The sequence below is a fragment of the Rickettsiales endosymbiont of Stachyamoeba lipophora genome (genome assembly GCF_003932735.1).
Taxonomy (GTDB): Bacteria; Pseudomonadota; Alphaproteobacteria; order Rickettsiales; family 33-17; genus RICK01.
Window position 1 is genome coordinate 859,827 of the sequence record NZ_CP033611.1, and the last position, 19,601, is coordinate 879,427.

The 19,601-nt window shown below is 34.2% G+C and carries 13 protein-coding genes and 1 tRNA gene; 6 read left to right on the forward strand and 8 right to left on the reverse strand.

The genetic code is table 11. The features are described 5' to 3' along the window. Window positions 1–73: 73 nt before the first annotated feature. The 5 genes from EF513_RS03920 to EF513_RS03940 all read right to left on the reverse strand — a co-directional run bounded on the left by EF513_RS03920 (window position 74) and on the right by EF513_RS03940 (window position 10,400). Window positions 74–5,527, reverse strand: a complete 5,454-nt coding sequence (locus EF513_RS03920; protein WP_125216113.1) for a coiled-coil domain-containing protein — start codon at window positions 5,525–5,527, stop codon at window positions 74–76. Between the two features lie 117 nt (window positions 5,528–5,644). After that, the gene (locus tag EF513_RS03925) at window positions 5,645–6,355 is read right to left on the reverse strand and encodes a nucleotidyltransferase family protein (RefSeq protein ID WP_125216114.1); all 711 of its coding nucleotides are present in this window, start codon (window positions 6,353–6,355) and stop codon (window positions 5,645–5,647) included. Further along, the gene (locus tag EF513_RS03930; RefSeq protein ID WP_125216115.1) at window positions 6,345–6,806 is read right to left on the reverse strand and encodes a DNA polymerase III subunit chi; all 462 of its coding nucleotides are present in this window, start codon (window positions 6,804–6,806) and stop codon (window positions 6,345–6,347) included. Before EF513_RS03930 ends, EF513_RS03925 begins: the two co-directional genes overlap by 11 nt. Before the next feature lie 171 nt (window positions 6,807–6,977). Beyond that, window positions 6,978–8,471: a leucyl aminopeptidase gene (locus EF513_RS03935; protein ID WP_125216116.1), complete on the reverse strand. Its 1,494-nt coding sequence runs from the start codon at window positions 8,469–8,471 to the stop codon at window positions 6,978–6,980. A gap of 156 nt (window positions 8,472–8,627) precedes the next feature. After that, the gene (locus tag EF513_RS03940; protein ID WP_125216117.1) at window positions 8,628–10,400 is read right to left on the reverse strand and encodes an ABC transporter ATP-binding protein; all 1,773 of its coding nucleotides are present in this window, start codon (window positions 10,398–10,400) and stop codon (window positions 8,628–8,630) included. Here EF513_RS03940 and EF513_RS03945 point away from each other — a divergent pair. Beyond that, the gene (locus EF513_RS03945; protein ID WP_125216118.1) at window positions 10,399–11,229 is read left to right on the forward strand and encodes a shikimate dehydrogenase family protein; all 831 of its coding nucleotides are present in this window, start codon (window positions 10,399–10,401) and stop codon (window positions 11,227–11,229) included. The two genes, EF513_RS03940 and EF513_RS03945, sit on opposite strands and share 2 nt — an antisense overlap. 131 nt (window positions 11,230–11,360) lie before the next feature. Beyond that, window positions 11,361–11,702, forward strand: a complete 342-nt coding sequence (locus EF513_RS03950) for a hypothetical protein (protein ID WP_125216119.1) — start codon at window positions 11,361–11,363, stop codon at window positions 11,700–11,702. Between the two features lie 62 nt (window positions 11,703–11,764). Here EF513_RS03950 and EF513_RS03955 read toward each other — a convergent pair whose 3' ends face one another. Then, window positions 11,765–13,816, reverse strand: coding sequence for a lytic transglycosylase domain-containing protein (locus tag EF513_RS03955; protein WP_125216120.1), 2,052 nt, complete (start codon window positions 13,814–13,816; stop codon window positions 11,765–11,767). Window positions 13,817–14,000: 184 nt separating this feature from the next. Between EF513_RS03955 and fabD the strand changes: the two genes are divergently transcribed. Continuing rightward, on the forward strand, window positions 14,001–14,951 hold the full coding sequence (gene fabD, locus EF513_RS03960; protein WP_241208573.1) for an ACP S-malonyltransferase: 951 nt from the start codon (window positions 14,001–14,003) through the stop codon (window positions 14,949–14,951). Window positions 14,952–15,166: 215 nt separating this feature from the next. On the opposite strand, the gene EF513_RS03965 is transcribed toward fabD, so the two are convergent. Together EF513_RS03965 and EF513_RS03970 are read right to left on the reverse strand one after the other, a co-directional pair. Then, on the reverse strand, window positions 15,167–16,480 hold the full coding sequence (locus EF513_RS03965) for an ankyrin repeat domain-containing protein (RefSeq protein ID WP_125216121.1): 1,314 nt from the start codon (window positions 16,478–16,480) through the stop codon (window positions 15,167–15,169). Between the two features lie 20 nt (window positions 16,481–16,500). Then, window positions 16,501–16,575: transfer RNA gene (locus EF513_RS03970), tRNA-Cys, on the reverse strand. A 159-nt stretch (window positions 16,576–16,734) separates the two neighbouring features. On the opposite strand from EF513_RS03970, the gene EF513_RS03975 reads away from it, so the two are divergent. The 3 genes from EF513_RS03975 to EF513_RS03985 all read left to right on the forward strand — a co-directional run bounded on the left by EF513_RS03975 (window position 16,735) and on the right by EF513_RS03985 (window position 19,599). Further along, complete coding sequence (locus tag EF513_RS03975) at window positions 16,735–17,388, forward strand: protein-L-isoaspartate O-methyltransferase family protein (RefSeq protein ID WP_125216122.1); 654 nt, start codon at window positions 16,735–16,737, stop codon at window positions 17,386–17,388. Beyond that, entirely contained in the window at window positions 17,385–18,656 is a 1,272-nt protein-coding gene (locus tag EF513_RS03980) for a TolC family protein (protein WP_125216123.1), read from the forward strand. The genes EF513_RS03975 and EF513_RS03980 overlap by 4 nt, the downstream gene beginning before the upstream one ends. Window positions 18,657–18,732: 76 nt before the next feature. Then, window positions 18,733–19,599, forward strand: coding sequence for a DUF2497 domain-containing protein (locus EF513_RS03985; RefSeq protein ID WP_125216124.1), 867 nt, complete (start codon window positions 18,733–18,735; stop codon window positions 19,597–19,599). Window positions 19,600–19,601 lie beyond the last annotated feature (2 nt).

Sequence of the window (19,601 nt, forward strand, 5' to 3'; positions counted from 1 at the left end):
ATTTGTGCATTACAGGAAGATTCCCAATAACATATGTTGGAGTATAGATATGTTATTGGGAAAACATCTTCACTTACCGTTTAAATAGAGTTGAAGCGCTAGCTTTAGTAATAGTATTACCTAAATTAGATACCCAAGAGCTGGCTGATTTAGGAGCAATACCTGCTACCAGCTTATATGCAGTATTAGCACAAGGAGTTATTATATCTTTAGCAAAACTTTGGAAAATTCCACTTTTTGAAATTAAATCGTAAGCTCTAGGACCTATGAAAATAAGAGCCACTATTCCTAAAGTTAATAATCCAACTTTTTGCCACCAAGCTTTATCGGTTTGAGCTTTGTTCAGCTGGTTTGCAGCCTGCCTTATGCCTTCATCTCTTGCAGCATCAACAGCCTGTTGGGTAGGTCTTGCATTAAGTTGCTGTTGTAAATCTGCAATACGATCTGCCGATTCTCTTGCAACTTCATCTCTTGCTGCACGTAAAGCTGCTGTGTGGGTAGCTCTTTCAGTGATCAGAGCTTGCTGTGTAGGTCTTGCATTAAGCTGCTGCTGTAAATCTGCGATATTCTGCTGAGCTTGTGTTGCTCGATCTAAATCAGCTCTTAAGGTGTTTCTCTCGGTTGTTAGAGCTCCGATGCGATCTGCCGATTCTCTTGCAACTTCATCTCTTGCTGCACGTAAAGCTGCTGCGTGAGTAGCTCTTTCAGTAATCAGAGCCTGCTGTAAAGCTTGAGCATTTTGTTGTTGTGCTTGCCTAGCATCTTGAGCACGAGCATCATCAACAGCCTGCTGTGTAGGTCTTGCATTAAGCTGCTGCTGTAAATCTGCAATACGATCTGCCGATTCTCTTGCAACTTCATCTCTTGCTGCACGTAAAGCTGCTGCGTGAGTAGCTCTTTCAGTAATCAGAGCCTGCTGTGTAGGTCTTGCATTAAGCTGCTGCTGTAAATCTGCAATACGATCTGCCGATTCTCTTGCAACTTCATCTCTTGCTGCACGTAAAGCTGCTGCGTGGGTAGCTCTTTCAGTAATCAGAGCCTGCTGTAAAGCTTGAGCATTTTGTTGTTGTGCTTGCCTAGCACCTTGAGCACGAGCATCATTAACAGCCTGCTGTGTAGGTCTTGCATTAAGCTGCTGCTGTAAATCTGCAATACGATCTGCCGATTCTCTTGCAACTTCATCTCTTGCTGCACGTAAAGCTGCTGCGTGAGTAGCTCTTTCAGTAATCAAAGCCTGCTGTAAAGCTTGAGCATTTTGTTGTTGTGCTTGCCTAGCACCTTGAGCACGAGCATCATTAACAGCCTGCTGTGTAGGTCTTGCATTAAGCTGCTGCTGTAAATCTGCGATATTCTGCTGAGCTTGCCTTGCAGCTTCAGCAGCATCATCTAAAGATTGAGCATTTTGCTGTTGAGTTTGTGTTGCTCGATGTAGATCGTTTCTTAAAGTGTCTCTCTCGGTTGTTAAAGCTCCGATGCGATCTGCTGATTCTCTTGCAGCCTCAGCAGCCGTATCTAAAGCTTGCTGTGTAGGTCTTGCATTAAGCTGACGTTCTAAATCTGTGATGCGATCTGTTGATTCTCTTGCAGCCTCAGCAGCCGTATTTAAAGCTTGCTGTGTAGGTCTTGCATTAAGCTGTCGTTCTAAATCTGTGATGCGCTCTGTCGATATTTTTGTAACCTTAACAGCCTCATCTCTTGCTTTTTGTGCTATATGCAGTTGCTCTAGATGCTCTTGTTTTATATTATCAGCAGTTTGCTGTAAAGTGGCAAGGTCACCCTGTAGTCTGTCAATGGTAGCTTGTTTCTCATCTAAAGTTTGTTGAGCTTGTGTTGCAGCCTCATCTCGTGCTGTAAGCAGCTTTGTAAGGTTGTCATTTACTGTTTGTTGTAATTCAAAGATAGCTTTATTAATTACACCAAAGTGTTGTTCTAAAATGCGTTTTAAATCTTGCAGTTCGTTATATTGCCTCATCCCTTCATGATCTTCAGAGTGCAAGTCCGCTAATTTAGCTTCTCGCTCAACAAGCATATCGGTTGATTCTTTAATAAAATCCTTAGCTTGTTCAATGATAATCTGTAATTTTCTCTGGGTTAATTGAGTGTATGAAGTAATATTAATTTTCTTAATTTGCTCCCTAGTATCATTTAATAATATCGCAAAGTGCTTTGCTAACTCTTTCAATTGAGGTAATTTATCATCAAAATAATCATCTTGTTGAGTAACTCCCGAGAGAGGTACAAAACTCTTTCCGTATGCGCTACCATCTAATTTCTTCGCAGGCTCTATATTTTGAACGGCATTAGGCTCAACTGCATACTTTCCTGTTGTGATTAGGGTTGTAATCGCTTCAGCATTAAAATGTGTAATAGGTCCAAGATCTTCTTGAAATTTAGTGGTTTGTACAAAAGTGACAGCAAGTTTTGCTACAATTTCACATTTAGCCCTAAGGCTAAATTCAACAGGTATAGTTTTCCATGCTTGATATAAATTATTAAGGTTTTCGCTTAAGTGCTTAGGGCTTTTAAAAGGTGGTAAGCACATTAAAAATTCAATAGGATAGCCATTCTTACCATCAATTGTTTTATTATGCAGAATATTATGTAAGTTTTGTAAATTCTCAAAAGTTTCGGTATCGATATCAGCTGCAGCACCACGGCTTTTATGATAGAAAATTGGGTTTTTTGCAGGTGCAATACCTTCTTCTTGTAGTTTGTTTGCTAAATTGTCCCTACTAACTCCGCCGCCAATAGCTGAGATAAGGTCAGGGCTTCCGAAGTTGCTATGTTCGTAATATGGGATTTCTTGATCCCCGATACGATTAATATGAGGGGCAATAAGTTCTGTACCAAACGCTACAGCACATCCTTCGGTTTGTTCTGCGTTTGCTGGCTTGGCGATAACTGCCATATGGCCGTAAGAGCCATTTGGTAGTATTTTGTTGCCGTGGATATCAAATCCATTTTGATGAGGATTGCTTTGAAACGGAATTCCTAATCCATAATATTGATTATGTGGATCGTTTAAATAGTTATGGGCACCTGCCATTTTAGATAATTGAAAAAAAACTGCTTTGCATGCATCATAAAAAGCTGTAAATTTTTGTAATATTGAAGAATCATCAATTAAATATTTGCTACCATCATGCCTGGTTCCTTCTGCAATTTTATGAGTTGCAGCATGGCGCTTGTGTAAAGTATAGCCGCTTATTAATGCTTCTATGGCGCTATATTGGTCGCCTGCTCCATTATCTTGCTTGGTAATGATTTGAGCATTATGCTCACCGAATAGCCAATTTAGAGGTGCATTTCCTAATTCTTTCGCTTGAGTAAAATCAAAGAAAGTTCTTCCGCCAAATCCAGCATTACCAATATAAAAAGCGGCCGGTAATAAATTATTAAATGCATAGTTTGTGGGGTTTGCATCATTAGGTTGGTTGCTAACTTTTAAGCCGCCAGCTAATGCTAACGTAAGCTGTTTTTTTAAGATTTCTGCTAAATCTTTTCTATAGGAGTTATATTTTGCTTGTAATTCACCTGGGTTTATATCTGGCTTAATGCTTTTGGCTTCTTCTAAAAGCTTGCCTGGTAGGTCTTCATGAAGGTCAAGACATCTAATAGTTTCAGCCATCTGAGCGCAGGTATGAACAACAGTTTCAGTAAAGCTTCGTTGTTCTGCATTTTCTGTAAGTTTCTTAGTGCGCTCATCTTTATCAAGATTTGGGTTTACTATTTCAGTAAGAAAATCTTCCTGGATGACTGATAAAGCATTAGGTTGATTTTCTTTACTTAATTGAATTTGTATTGTTCCAGGGTTTTCACCTAATATCAGTGTTTCCTTTGTAGTCGTAGGATAATAAGCAAGGTCAATAGTTTCCTTTTCATAATTATAAGGGCTTCTGGCTTCAGTTATAAAATTTGGTAGATATTCTTTAATGTCTTGATCATAATTAATAATGACTCGCCCTGGCAGGAATTCTGTTGAGGTTTTAGAAGCTTCAATGTCATATTCATAGTAAATATTGCCGCAATCTTTTTTGTAAATATCGCCGTTACCTTGTTCTTCCGGAGACCAAATAGGAGTAAATAAAATATATTTATTATCAATCATGCCGTATTTGCTTCCTTCACTATGAGCGACCACTGAGCGAGGATCAGCCGCTACTCCGCCTTTGGTAATTGTTCCTGGCAGAAAGGCGGCAAAGTTTTCTTGATTGAAAAGGCTGCAATAAAAAATAACTTCTTCATTTTTAATCTCTTTAATGTTTAGCGCTTTTTGAAGACATGTAATAATCTGATCTCTAGAATAATCTAGGTCTGGCTTAGCAACTTGATATTCATAAAGTTTTGTAGGCTGGCCATCTTCCGTTGGAGAAATAGATAATATAGAGAGAGTATACATATCTCGCTTAAATTGCTTAAGTGTTCTGTCCTCGTGGACAGAGATAACTTTATCTATAACCTCTTTTGTATTGTTGATAATATATTGTTGAAAATGATTGCAACGTTGATCGCTCAAAAGTTTTTGAAACGGCTCTTTTTTAATGTGATCATTAAATCTTGCAAGATCTTGAATATGGTGATTTGAAATAAAAGCTAAAATGTCTTGAGCGGCAGTACTAATATGATCCTGCTGTCCGCTAAGTTTGTTTTTTAAGTTTTCTAAATTGTTAATAGCATTATCATTATTGGTAATTAATGTTAGTAAGTCTGGAAATAATAAAGGTTGGCGAGTCAAATGCTCTTTAAGCTGTTCTAAGGAGGTAAACTTATTTTCTAGAAGAAATTTTAAAATGTTGGGTTTCTGTTGGGCAATAGCTAGCCAATCTCTTAAGGCACTTAGGGTCTTAATGTTATTTTGAGCTATATAATCAATCAATATTGCTTGCAATGTTACTTGGTCGGCCTGCTGATAAACTAAATTCTGGTAACCTAAATTATTGAAGATGTCTTGAAAGATCTCAGGTTGATTGTCAAATTGCTTACAATTTAAAACAACGTAAAGCAGGGAGTAAAGGCTAATTTGAGAACAGCTATCTGTGGCGTTAAATAGATGATAGTTCTTTAAATAATGTCCTAGTAAGCTATCTTGTGGTGACTCCAGAACGTTATTGGATTTGATAAGATGTTGAGTAGTTATCAGTTGATCTAGGGTAGATATAATATGCCGTTGAAGTGATGCTTGATTAGTTTTAAATGTTTTTACCAGCTCTTTAGTTTGCAAATAACGAAATTTTACGTCTGCATGGGCTATATGGCTAAGCGCTAGGTTGCTAAAAAGCTTACCTGAAGTAGCGTTTATAATATCTTCGGTAGTAAAAGTTTTACTTGCAACGATTTTCCCTTTTAAAGAATATGGAATTTCCTTTATAACAGTCTCATTAGAGGCATTTGTAGCTGCTTGTGTTGCTTCGCCACTTGCACTACCTGTGTTATTACGAGATGGAGGAGAGAGGGGTGAAGAGGCTATATTGCCTTTTCTGCCTGAAGCTAAATCATGTGCTGATGAGCTAGCTGATGCTTCTGTCATATTAATACCCATTGTTGTTATTTACTATTATTTAATAATAATAACGTTAAAGATTAATGTAAAGTTAATTTTATTATTTTTGTCAATAAAAAATTGAATAAAGAGTATTAAAGTATATTATAGGTTGGATAAAAACTCGCTTGCTTGAGCTAAATTTTCAGGTGTTCCGATATGTAGCCAATAATTAATATTTATTAATGCTTTGGTAGTAAAGTCGTTACTAAAGTAAATTTCTAATAAAGAAAAAAAATCTTGATTAAAGTGAAGCAAAGCGGCTGGAGAGAGTATTTGAATACCAGTAAAAACATAGCGCTTACTTTGCTTAGTCACTTGGTTTTGATCGGTAATGTCTAAATCGCCCATACCATTATAGCCAATCGTTTTATTCAGAGGATTGGCTAGCATTAAGCAATCTATAAGCGTGTTTTTATTCCAAAAGTCATTTAAAGCTTCTAGAGTATTATTTTGATCATCAAGCCAAATGATATCACCATTAATAGCAAAAAATGGTGCGTTATCCAAATATTTTAATGCATTTTTGCATCCACCGCCGCTATCCATAAGTATGGGTTCATAAATAACAATAAAATTAATATAAGGATATTGAGATTTTATTTGTGTAATAAATTCTTGGATTTGTTCAGCTAAATAATGAGAGTTGATAACAATCTTGCTAACCCCAAAGCTTGCGAGACGCTCAATAGTATAAGCAAGAATAGCTTTATCATTTACTTTAATTAGAGGTTTAGGAGTGGTAATGGTTAATGGGCGCATCCTGCTCCCAAGCCCTGCGGCTAGGATGAAGGCTTGGTTAATTTTATTGCTCATTTTTTATCCAATTTCCTTGGGAATCTTGTTTAAAATAAGTTGGCTTAAAACAATTTTGCCCTGAATAATATTTCCAGCGGTTACGAGCTTTGATTAATTCTTCTTCATTGTTGCTATCAAACATTAATAAGATTTTTTTAAATTCAGGAATCACAACTTCATGCTCGCTTAAATTTAATAGAATATCTGCATGATTTAAATTGTTATGTTGATCTAAACTTAGAATTATAGGCTGCTCTAAGGGAAAAGGATCGCTATCTAGTGCGTGTGGTAAAAAGCTAATTCTTCCTAAGCTCCATAAGGATTGATCAAGCATTGACATTTGGTTTTCGTTTAAACATAAAATTTTTACCTTATGACCTAAGCTTATAATCTTATCTAAAAGCTTCATCAGAGCTCGATCTAAAGTGGTAGCAGTTAAATGATAAAAGTTAACTTCAATGTTAGACATATGTAATTAAATAATTAAATGATTTTAAAAGCTGGATATATATCCAATGAACCTCAAGAGTTAATTAGAAAAATGCTGGGCGAGCAACCCACAATATATAAAAAATATCTGAGTTGCCCAGCTTTAATAAATTTGATTAGCCCCAATTCTTGAAGGCTAAAGAATATATTATTAATTTTCGTAAAAATCACTTACTAATTGGTTAAGTAATCTAACTCCAAAGCCCACAGCTCCTTTAAAAGTTAAATCTTGTTCCTTACTAGCCCACGCTACTCCTGCTATATCAAGATGGGCCCATGGCGTTTTATTTACAAACCTTGCTAAAAACTGAGCTGCAGTAATGCTGCCTCCTCCTTTGCTATTACTAATATTTTGCATATCAGCAACAGATGAGTCGATCATACGATCATATTCTTCACCTAAAGGTAAGCGCCATAACTTTTCGCCAGTTTTTTCTCCACTTTTAAGTAAATTATTAGATAGTTCATCGTTATTGCTAAATAGTCCGGCATAAATATTACTGAAAGTTACGCTGATAGCACCTGTTAGGGTGGCAAGATCTACCATGGCTTTTGGTTTAAATCTGTCTTGAGTGTACCATAACACATCAGCAAGCACTAATCTCCCTTCAGCATCTGTGTTTAATACTTCGATAGTTTGGCCAGACATAGATACCACCACATCACTTGGGCGTTGAGCATTTCCATCAGGCATGTTCTCAACCATACCAATAACACCAACAGCATTTACCTTAGCTTTACGCGAGGCAAGCTGATGAATGGTGCCTACTACTGCTGCAGAACCTGCCATATCGTACTTCATGTCTTCCATACCGGCTGCAGGTTTTAAGGATATACCTCCTGTATCAAAAGTTACCCCTTTGCCTACAAAAGCTATAGGTCTATCTCCTTTATTACCGCCTTTATAATACATTATAATCATTCGTGGAGTTTTGGCACTACCTTGAGCGACGCCTAATAAAGCATTCATACCTAAAATTTGCATTTTTTCTTCATCCAAAACTTCTACCTCTACTCCAAGTTTACGAAGCTCTTTGCAATGTAGAGCCATGGTTTCAGGATAAAGTATATTAGGTGGTTCAGAAATTAAATCACGCGCCAGATGTACTGATTCGGCTAGAGTTTGTTTAAGCTTCCATTCTTTAGTAGTATCTTTGGCATTGTCTAAAATGAAGCTAACTTCCGTTAATACTTTTTTGCTTATATCATCATCTTTTTTGGTAAAGCTAGATTTATATTTATTAAATTGATAATCTTTAAGTTTGAAACCTAATCCTAACTGGCAGGCAATTTCAGTGTCATTAACATTTTTAACATCTAGGCTGGCGATATGAATGGCTACTTTGGCGATACGATTTGCTTTAAGCCATGAGTAACATTTACCGCCTATCGATACCAGACTCTCTGGATTTAAATCCTCTTTTTTACCTACTCCAAAAAAGGCAAATATTTCATTGCCAACAGTGATAATTTGTCCTTCCCCTTTTTTACCACTAAAATTTAGTTGCTTAAGCAAAGGTAGAAAGCTAGTTTTGTGCTCTTTTTCAAGATGCTTGATAAAAAAGCTATGGTGTAATTTATCGTCTAAAGCAACTAGGTTAGCAAATTCGCTACTAGATACTTGTGCTTCAAATTCAATTTGCATGGCGATCTCTTATGTTTAAATCTCTAAAAATAAATTATATGCCAGGAGTGGTATTTTACAAGCTTTGTCGTTGTTGCTTGCTCAATCAAAATTTTTGAATGTTGCAAAATTAAACCACTAAAATTTTTTTATTAAAAATTAGTCATTTAAACAAATTTAACCCGGTAAAAATCCTCCTGATTGCATTTGCCATAATTTGTAATAATGTCCTTTGATCTTAATTAATTCTTCATGAGTACCATCTTCAATTATATCGCCATTATGAAAAACTAAAATTCTATCCATGCTGAGTAAAGTAGATAGTCTATGTGCTATTACCAGCAAAGTTTTATGATTGGCTAAATCAATTAAATTTTGCTGAATCGCTTGCTCAGTAACAGAATCTAAAGCACTAGTAGCTTCATCAAATATCATAATTTTTGTATTTTTGATAATTGCTCGTGCGATTGCAATTCTTTGTCTTTGGCCGCCTGATAATTTAGAGCCCCGTTCTCCAGCTAAAGTATGATATTTAGCAGGAAGCCCTTCAATAAATTGTTGGGCTTTGGCATTGTCTGCAGCTTGTATTATTTCTTCGAGGCTAGCTTCTAGCTTACCATAGGCAATATTTTCTTTAATACTTCTATGATACAGGTTGGGATCTTGAGGTATATAAGAGATATTTTCTCGTAATGATTCTTGGCTAACTTTTTTGATGTCCTGGCCGTCGATTAAAATTTGACCACTAGAGATTTCAAATAACCTTAAAATTAAATTAATAAATGTAGTTTTGCCTGATCCAGAAAATCCTACTAAACCAACTTTACTTCCTCCTTCAATCAGGATATTCCTCTTTTCAAATAGATTTTTATTATGTTTGTAGGAAAACGTGACATTTTTAAATTCTATCCTACCTAGGTTAACTGTTAATGTTTTCGCTGCTAAATCATCAGTAATCTGATGTGGCTGATTTAAGATGGCAAGTGATTCTTTACAATTGCCTATCCAGCCTTGAATTATTACTAAATAACGACTGCAATGCCAGATAAGCCCTACTATATACAAAGAACCATTAATTAAAATTACATCACCAATTTCAATATAGCCTTTTTGCCAGGCCACAATGCTTCCTAGCACGGTCAATATAATATAGATAGTAGTGTTAATTCCTAAAATTAAACTTAAGATGGCACCATAAATGGTAGCTTTAAGGTGAGCTTGAACTTCTTGATGTTGATTGTTTTTATAATAAAGGGCTTCATGTCTTTCCCTTGCAAAAATACGCATCATATTAATATTACTTAAAATATCTATAAGCTTGCCATTAAGCTTGTTTAATTCAATAGCATGATTTTGAGATAATTCTTGAGTTTTGGCTGAAAAAAGATAGGTAATGATAAGATGAATAACAAGCCAAACAGCTAAAAATAAACTAAACCATGGACTGCTAAAAAACAGCATAATCATGCTGATTATTACCATTAAGAAAATAGGAATAATCATGCTAAGAATATTCTCTATAATCAATTTAGTTTTTTCTGCTAACTGATTAATCTTATTGGCAACATTACCAGAATAATTATCTAAATAATACTGATGGGAATGATATATAGTGTATTCAAACATAAATTGCCTAATTTCAGCGCACATTTTAGGATAGGTTCTACTGGAGATAAACTCATATGTTCTATATGAAGATTCGATAAATAAATAGATAACAAGCGTGCTTAAAAAGAAATTTTTATTGTCAGTAAATAGACTTTCTTTATCATGAGTATTAATGATGATTTCGGTGAGTAACTTAGTAAAATAGGGCAGCAGCGACTCATGTAATGCCCATGCAAGTGAAGTTAAAAACAGTAGACAAGAAGTAAGCTTTCTTTTGGCAAGACAAAAGAAAATAAATCTGATAACAGATACAGGCCTATTATTTAAAAATTTTGGTAACATGAATAAAAACTTTGCAATTATAGGTTATCCGTTAGATTATACTCTTTCCCCTCTAATTCATAATTATTGGTTTGAATTATATAACCTTCCTTATAATTATCTTAAATTACCCCTTATCTCTAATCAACCAATTGCTGAGTTAAAAAGAACTATTAATTCTCACTTGCTTGGGGGTTTTAATATTACTGTTCCCTTTAAGCAAAGTTTTATCAATGATGTTCAGCTTGCTACATCTAGCTTAAATAAAATAGGGGCAATTAATACCGTAAAAATTAATCAGTATAGTAACTTACTAGGATATAATACTGATTATCTAGGGTTTATGCAAAACTTAAAACTTAAAAAGTTTAATGTTAAAGGTAAAGCAGCCCTGATTATAGGAGCAGGTGGAGTTGCTAGAGCAATAATCCAAGCATTGCTAGATTTAGAAATCAGTGAAATTTATATTGCAAACCGTAGTTTAACCAGGGTATCAGAATTGCAACAAACCTTCCCCCAAGTAAATCTATATCACCAAGGACTTAATCTAGAACAAATTGCACTAGTTATTAATGCCACCTCATTAGTAACGTTGGCAGACTATCCTATCCATATTAATTTTTCAGAATTAAGCAAAGATTCGTTAATTTATGATGTGGTTTATAAGCCATATACAACTGAATTAATTCAGAAAGCTCAGGAATATTCATTAAATTATATTGAAGGAATTGAGTTGTTACTTGCTCAAGCTCAACACTCTTTTGAGATCTGGTTTGATATTTTTCCTACCATCACCAATGAACTTTTATCAAAAATTGGCAAATTTTCTGTACACCCAAAAAGTCAATAAATTTATTTATTAATTCTTTAAACCTTTTGAGTCATAGGTTATTGATTTAACTGTATTAAAATGTTTAAATATTAATTGCCGGGTAGGCCGGTCTATTAATTAAATGAACAATTACTTAAGGAGAAATCAATATGTCCGATTCAGATTTAGACGTTAGAGTAGATAAAGTGGTTCAACATCTTGGTAATATTCCAGCTGATCTTAAATTACCATTTTTAAAACATCTTAAAAAACTCATTACTAAGGTAGCAGATAAAGGTGCTGAAGGATTTGATAAATTAACAGATATATTAAATGTTCACCTTAGTAAAACTATGCCTGAAATGAAATTTATAATAGACCAGGCAGAAAAAGTTATTGATAGTGCTGTAATGACTGGTATCAAAAAGGGAGGAGAAACAGCAGTTAGCATACTTGATAAAATAGATCATACTGATGAACATCATACTGAAATCACACAAGATCATGCTTAACTATAAAGTTGAGTAAACCTTACTCAAGGTAAGTAGAGTGGTTTGGATGACGCTACTTACCTTTAGTTTTGATCAATAATAACTTTTTTTGGCTTTTTATTAATCACTTTAATATTTATGCCTTCGCTTAAATTTTTATGATTTAGCATACTATATTCAACCGTCACAGTGTTATTCTTTTTGAATAAATGATGATAAATATGATAATTCTCAATAACACGTTGAATGTAATTTCTAGTTTCTGCAAATGGAACATGTTCCATCCAATCAACTAACTCTTCTATAGTTTTTAACTCACGTGGATCACCAATTTGATCAAGCCATTTCCTTACATTGCCAATTCCTGCGTTGTATGAAGCTACGGTGAGCACCATGTTATTGTTAAAAATCTTAAGTAAGTATTTTAGATAATACTGGCCAATTTGTAGATTAAGTAAAGGATCAGAAGTTAACCGTGAATGATGATAAGTAATGCTATGTTTGTTAGCAATTTGTTGTGCTGTGCGCGGCATTAATTGCATCAGGCCTAAAGCTCCTGCAGGGCTTTTAGCATACTGATTAAACATGCTTTCTTGCCTAATAATTGAATGAATTAATGATTTGTCTACCACCCAACCTTCTGCAAAAAAAACTTTAGGGTAAGATAAATCAGGAAATACAAAACTATTTTGAGCAGCATGCTTTGCTACTTCGACACTGACATGTTTACGCTTAAATTCACTAATACCCAAGGCAGTACTAACATAAGAAAGCTGTTTGTTTTGAGATAATGCTAGCTTTTTTAAAAAAATTATAGCTAGCTGATCTGCATTAGCTTTCAAAAGCTCCTTTGAAATTTTATATAATGGATTTTTTCTAATTTGCTGAATCTTTTCATCACTAATTTTGGTTTTATAAGTAAGATTAAAATTAGCCTTATTAAGTTTTGCTAAGGCAAGCTGGCCATAAAAAGTATGCTGATGTGAAGAAGCTTTTAAATACCATTCAGTAGCTTTAGGTTGAAGCTTTTGAGCTTCATAAGTTCTGGCAAGCCAATATTTTGCTCTTGCTTTGCTAATAGAATAATTAACATTGTTGTAAAAATTTAAAAAGTGCGCTTCAGCCTCCTTAGGTTGATTAAGAAATCTAAGGCTTAACCATCCTGCAAGCCATTCAGCTTCGGAATATTTTTCACCTGGTTTAAGATTGTGGTTCTTAATCAGCTTGTATGCAATTTTGTATTTTTTATTTATTATAGCGTCTCTGGCGCGAGCATTAATTATAGGCCACCATTTTTCAGGATATGGTAAAGCTTTATAATTAATTTTAAGTAGCACTTCATCGATAGCTTTGTCTTTTTTATTCTTGATATAAGATTGAATCATAGCATAAGCAATGCCATGATTTTGGATTTCATCATCATTAATGGCTACTTTTTTACCCTCAAGAATTTGAAGGCGTTTTTTAAATCTATTTTTAACATGCACATTATTAATAGCATGCATTAATGATTTTGCAGAAGTTAGTTTGTTCTGCCAGATTAAATAATCTATTTTTTGTACATAATCTTTTTTTGAAATACAAGATGTATATTTTTTTATAAATAAATCACTTTCATCTTGAGTAAAGCTGCCTTTCACCCAAGCTTGCTTAATTAAATTACAAGCAGAACTTAGATCATGCATACTACTAATTTGGTTGAGCAAACAAATCTTAATAGCATTGCCATTTTGAGGAGGAAATTTTTTACACCATTTATTAATGAATTTAGGATCTTGCGCTAAAGAAAGTTTGTTTTCACCATTAGTAATAAGCTGGCTGGCTTTAGGCCAATCAGGATGAAGAAGCAAAAATTCATATATAGATGATAAGGAGGCAGGTGTCTGCTCATGAGTTAAATAAAGCCATTGAGCGAAATCCACTAATGAAGAATTATAGAATTTCTTTTTGGTTGCTTTTAATGTAAGAAAGTCATTTGCTTTATAGGCGTTTAAAACTACTTGTAAATAATGAGCATCATCTTTTTTATGTACAGTATCTTCTTTATGCACCATATCTTCTGCATAAGAAAACTCAGAATTTATTAATAATATTAAAGTGAGCTTAAAAAGCAGTTTAATAACTTTTATAAACATTTAGTCCCCAAATCCTTTTTGATTTTCTTTGGTTAAACACTTTACATTAACATTTCTTTGAATATTGTATTGAAGCTACTACTAGTATAAGTTAACTAAAAGTTTAAAATCAATATTAAATATTAATTTTGTACAACTTACAATATATTTTTTAAATAAAATATACAATTAGGGATTTAAAATCATGAATAAAATGTTAAAAATTGCATTGGCATTTCCAGGTCAAGGTTCACAATTTATAGGCATGGGTAAGAATTTAGCAGATACTTTTAAAGTGGCAAGGGAAGTTTTCGAAGAAGTTGATGAAGTTTTAAAACAAAAATTATCACAGTTAATGTTTGCAGGAGATATTAATGAGCTTACGCTTACTTCTAACGCTCAACCAGCATTAATGGCGGTGTCGTTAGCGGTAATGAAAGTGTTGGAATCTCAAGGGTTAATTTTAGCTGATCAAGTAAATTGTGTTTTAGGACATTCGTTAGGTGAGTATTCTGCTTTAACAGCAGCAAGAAGCTTTTCGATTTCAAATGCCGCAAATTTGCTTAAAATAAGAGGGAATGCAATGCAGCAAGCAGCTCCCGCTGGAGAAAGTGGAATGGTGGCGGTGCTGGGGGCGAGCATTGAAGAAGTTGAAGAAATTGTAGTAAGTGCCAAGCAAAATGAGGTTTGTCAGATTGCCAATGACAATGCTATAGGGCAAATTGTCATAAGCGGACATTTAAGTGCAATGGAAAGAGCTATACACATTGCTAAAGAAAAAGGTAAAAAGGCGGTCAAGCTGCCGGTTAGTGCAGCTTTTCATTCTGAGCTTATGCTTCCTGCCTCTAAAGTGATGGAAGAGGCATTAAGTGAAGTTGAAATAAATAATCCACTAGTACCACTTATTGCTAATATTACTGCTGATTTGGTAAGCAGTCCTAAAGTGATTCAAAAATTGCTAGTGGATCAAGTAGCAGGAAGAGTAAGATTTAGAGAATCAGTTATAAAGCTAAAAGAATTAGGGATTACCAAAGTTTATGAAATTGGTGCCAATAAAATTTTATCAGGGTTAATCAAAAGAATTGAACCTGACATGCTAACCGTTCAAGTGGGTGAACCTCAGCAAATTGATGAAATGCTCAAAGAAATATTATAGTTTTCTAAATTGATTAGGTTAATTCAAAAAGGCCCTATTTAGGGTCTTTTTGCTTTAAATAAAGAAAATATAGTTGTTAGCGAGCTACCCAAGAAGCTCTTAAATTATGTTTTGGGCATGATTATAATAGTTCTCTAGCGTAATCAATGTTTGGTGAAATATTCCTGCTAATGTCATCATTCATTGGGCTTAATCTATTTAATTAAGCAAAAGGATCATTTGGCTTTTTTAACAATGCATTTGTCAAACTTATTGCTCATTGTTAAATGCTGGCAATTGTACTCTGCTTCAAATACATCAGCGAAAGCACCAATTTTAACGTATTTTTGGTCGTTTTTAAGATTTTTGATAACCTGATATTTTACTTTGTAATTTCTTAGCACATCGATAGCACTGTTAGTAAGTTCTTGTGGATAATTGCTAGCAGGTTGAGATTGTGTTGCAGGCTTTGCTAATAGCCAGTAAGAATACTTAGCTTTGGTAGCCGCAGTATAAGCTTTGCTAATCTCAGTAGCTTTTTTTCCATCCACTAATTGAGCTTTAACTATTTTAATTTTGCTATGTTTGGTTTTAATGACTTTGGCAGTTTTTTTATAATGGTTAGAAGCTGAGGTTGTAGCTTTAGTTTTAGTAATTTGTGAAGAGGATTTGATTTTAGTATTCTTGGTGTCTTTGACAAGTTTAACAGGGTGAGTGTGTTTCAGTTGATTAACCTTGATAGCGCTATTAGTAAGCTTAGGAGGGGTTGCAAGCCATGCAAGATCTTGGGTTGCTACATTTTTCGATGGGTCAAATTTCCTATTGGCAATTACTAACGTTTTTTGAGGTTTTATAGGCTCTGTAACTGTGATTTTTAAATCTTTTTTAATAGTAATCGGAGAAGGGGTTATTAAGGATTGCTCTGTGGAGGAGCCTTGATCTGCAGTGCTTTTAACCTCTTTGACTTTTACCACCTGTTGGATGTTATTCAATTCAATAGCTTGCCCAGCAAGGTTATTATTAATTCTGTAGTTTATATGCTTGGTAGCTTTGTTGTTGTGAGTCTTTTGAGCAAGCTTTAAAGCATCATAGCCATACATATCTTTATTAGATAAATCTGCATTATGACTAATCAACAACTCTACTAACTTATTTTTATTACTAGCTACGGCTTTCATTATAGGAGTCATGCCAAATTTATCTTTGGCATTAATATTAGCTCCAGCTTTAATTAAAAAATTAGCAATTTCAATATTGCCGGTTCTGGCTGCTAAATGGAGGGGGGTAACCCCGGCTGCATCTTGAGCGTTAATATTAGCTCCGAAGCGAATTAAAGTTTTGGCAGCTTCATTATTACGAAAAGTTATAGCTTGCATAAGAGGGGTTTCGCCAAGTTCGCCCTGTGTATCTACTAATTGCCCTTGTTGGATCAGGTTTACAAGCTGTGAATTGTTATTGGTTTTAATTGCGGTTATAATAGCAGGATCATTGCTTGCGTACACCGAGGAAGCATATAAAAAAGATAGAATAATAACTAAACGGGCAATCATTTAATATTTAGTCCTTATCTTGGAGGCCGGGGTCGGAATCGAACCGACGTATAGAAGATTTGCAGTCTACTGCATTACCACTTTGCTACCCAGCCCAATTAAAATGTTATTTAATAACTTTAATTATACTTAATAAAGACTTGATTTTACAAGATTTATTTTGAAATTAATATATCTTGAGTAATAACTAACTACAGTTTATTATCAAAAAATAAAATAAATTCAACATAAAAGATAAAAAACTTTTAACAAAAATGATTATGATAAGTGAGATAGTGCAGCGAAATATGGTGCTAAACCAGCTTTGTACCAACAAACTGATTAGTCAAAAGTATATCGATGCTATTAGTAAAGTGCCTCGTGAAAAATTACTTCCTGAACTCTTTATGTCGGTAGCTTATTCAGATAATCATTTACAGATAGCTGAGCAGGTATATCAAGCTTCTCCTTTGCTGTTTGCTAAAATTTTATTAGCACTTGACCTTAAACCTAGTGAAAAAGTGTTGGAAATTGGTTCGGGAGCGGGTATCAATAGTATTATCTTAGCACATATTGTTGCTCATATTGATAGCTTAAGTAGTAATGCTCATTATATACATAAAGCTAATAGGTTTTTACACAAGAATAATATCACTAACTGCCATTTTATTACTTCAGTGGATTTAGATAATAAATATGATGTTATTATAGTTAATGGTTATGTCGAATGTGAAGTGATTGAAAAATTAAGTAGGTTTCTTGAGCCTAATGGCAAAATGGTCGTTTTCAATATTATGCCTAATCAAAAACAAGTGTTAGATTATTTGCCATTATGCGAAATGAATATTGTAGTAAAATCTTACTTGAATTTTTCTACGCAATTTATAGAAAGAATAAATATTTTTCCAGTTGAAAGAGTTAATATATGAAAAAAATTTTATTAATTAGTTTGTTTAGTTTTGTTATCCCATCATTTAGCCATGCTGCAGAATTTAAGGATGCTTTAATTAAAGCATATGAAAAAGCTAACGATTATAAGTTTCAAAAAGACCAGCATAAATCATTAAAAGCAAGAAATGTAAAAGCATTCTTGGGATTCGCTCCCTCAATTAATGCGGAAGGAAGCAGAACATATTATAAAAATAAAAATGTGGATGATATTCAAAGAAGTGAGGAATATACTTCGCGTAATATAACGATAAGACAAAATATATTTAATGGAGGCAGGACTTTTGCTAACTTAAAAAAGTCTGGCGAAGCTTTAACCCAAGGGGGTGATCGTTTAAAACAAGCTGAAGGGTCAGTGCTTTACAATGCTGCTTCTTCCTATTTAGAAGTGTTGCTTTCTCAAGAAGTCAAAAAGCAAGTCAGCATTAAACTTGAAACTCTACAAAAATTTTATGAATCTATTAATTTGCGTTTTAAGCTTGGAGAAGTAACTGCTACTGATGTTTCTCAAGCTAAAGCTCGCCTTTCTTTAGCTGAAGCTGAAATGATTGCTGCAAATGCGCGGCTAGATAATGCCGCTAATAATTATATTAAATTAATAGGTGATACTCCGGCAGATTTAAAGCCGATTAACTTTGAAATCAATGTACCTAGTTCTGTTGAAGAAGCCTTAAGAATTGCAGATAAGCATAACCATGAAATGCGTATGGCAAATTCAGATGTGAAGCTTGCTCAGCAGGATGCAAATGCTGCGGTTGGTAGGCTTCTTCCTATAATGGATGTAGTAGGTAAAGTAGACAAAATTTCCGGTTCCTTTTCTACTCAGAGAAAATTAAATAAAAGTGTAGTGGTTGATATTCAAGTACCTATTTTTAATCAAGGTGCAGAATATGCTGATATTTTTGATACCCAGTATCAAAAATCGGCCCAAAAATACAGATATCAAAAAATATATGAAGATAATATAGAAAATGTTAAACGAGCTTGGACTAAGTTCAACTCTCTATCCAGCCAAATTATTGCTGCTGAAGATGCTGTAGAATCAGCTAGGCTTGCTTTTGAGGGAACAATGGAAGAAGCAAAAATTGGACTTAAGACTAATATTGATGTGCTAAATGCTGAGCAAGAATTATATGAAGCTCGTATCAAACTGCTCAATAATAAGTATCAGAAGATCTTAGCAGCTTTAGAAATGGTCAATGTGATAGGAAAATTAGACGTTAATTTTATAAAAACTAATAATTTATAAAAATTAATTAAATAACCTTTTTGCAAATTTGAAAATATTGTTATAAAATTTGGTTAATAGATACCTATAGGAAGTTATGTCGGATAATAAAGAACCTTCAATGAATGAAATACTTGAGAATATAAGGGATGTGATTGACGGTGAAAGTAAACCGGCAATACAAGCAGATGAAGATGTTCTGGTTTTAGATAAAGAGGTGGTGAGTGAAGTATCATTAGCTGGCACAACAGAGAATAATACTTTAAATGATAAGACTGATAATAATATTATAATTGCTGTTGAACCTAAGCAGCATCCTGCAATTCTTGCTGAAGATTCAGCTAAGGAAAACTTAAACAGTAATGATTATAAGTCAAAAGAAGCACCAATTACTGAAAAAGAAGAAAAAGATATTTTAGCAGACATTGATAAAATGCTTGGTACAGGGAGTAAAGAGCTGATTGAAGGTGATCACAAGCAGGCAGTCATGATACAATCTCCACCGCCTGTTGAAAGCACACAAGCAATGCAAGAGCCTGTGTTTGCTGAGCAAGCTAAACAGATTGATCAAAAGCAAGGTGATGGCAGTCAACCAGCTGTAGCCCAGATAAGCGTAGCAGCTAAGAATAATGATACAGAATCTGTTAAACCAACTGCACCAATACAAAAGTCAGCAATAGCTCCAGTAAATAAGCCACTAGCAGATCAAGTAGGTGAAAATAGTCACCAAGAAGAGGGATTGATTTCAGAGGCGGCATTTGCTGAGTCTACTCAAGCAATACAGAGTCTAATGAATAAGGTTCATAAATCATCAATTAATGATATTCCTTTAAAATCAGGCAGTACTCTAGAAGATTTGGTAAAAGAGGCTATGAAGCCTATGTTAAAAGAATGGCTAGATCAAAACTTACCTGCAATTGTTAAATCTATTGTAGAAAAGGAAATTAAAAAAATAATACCATAGGC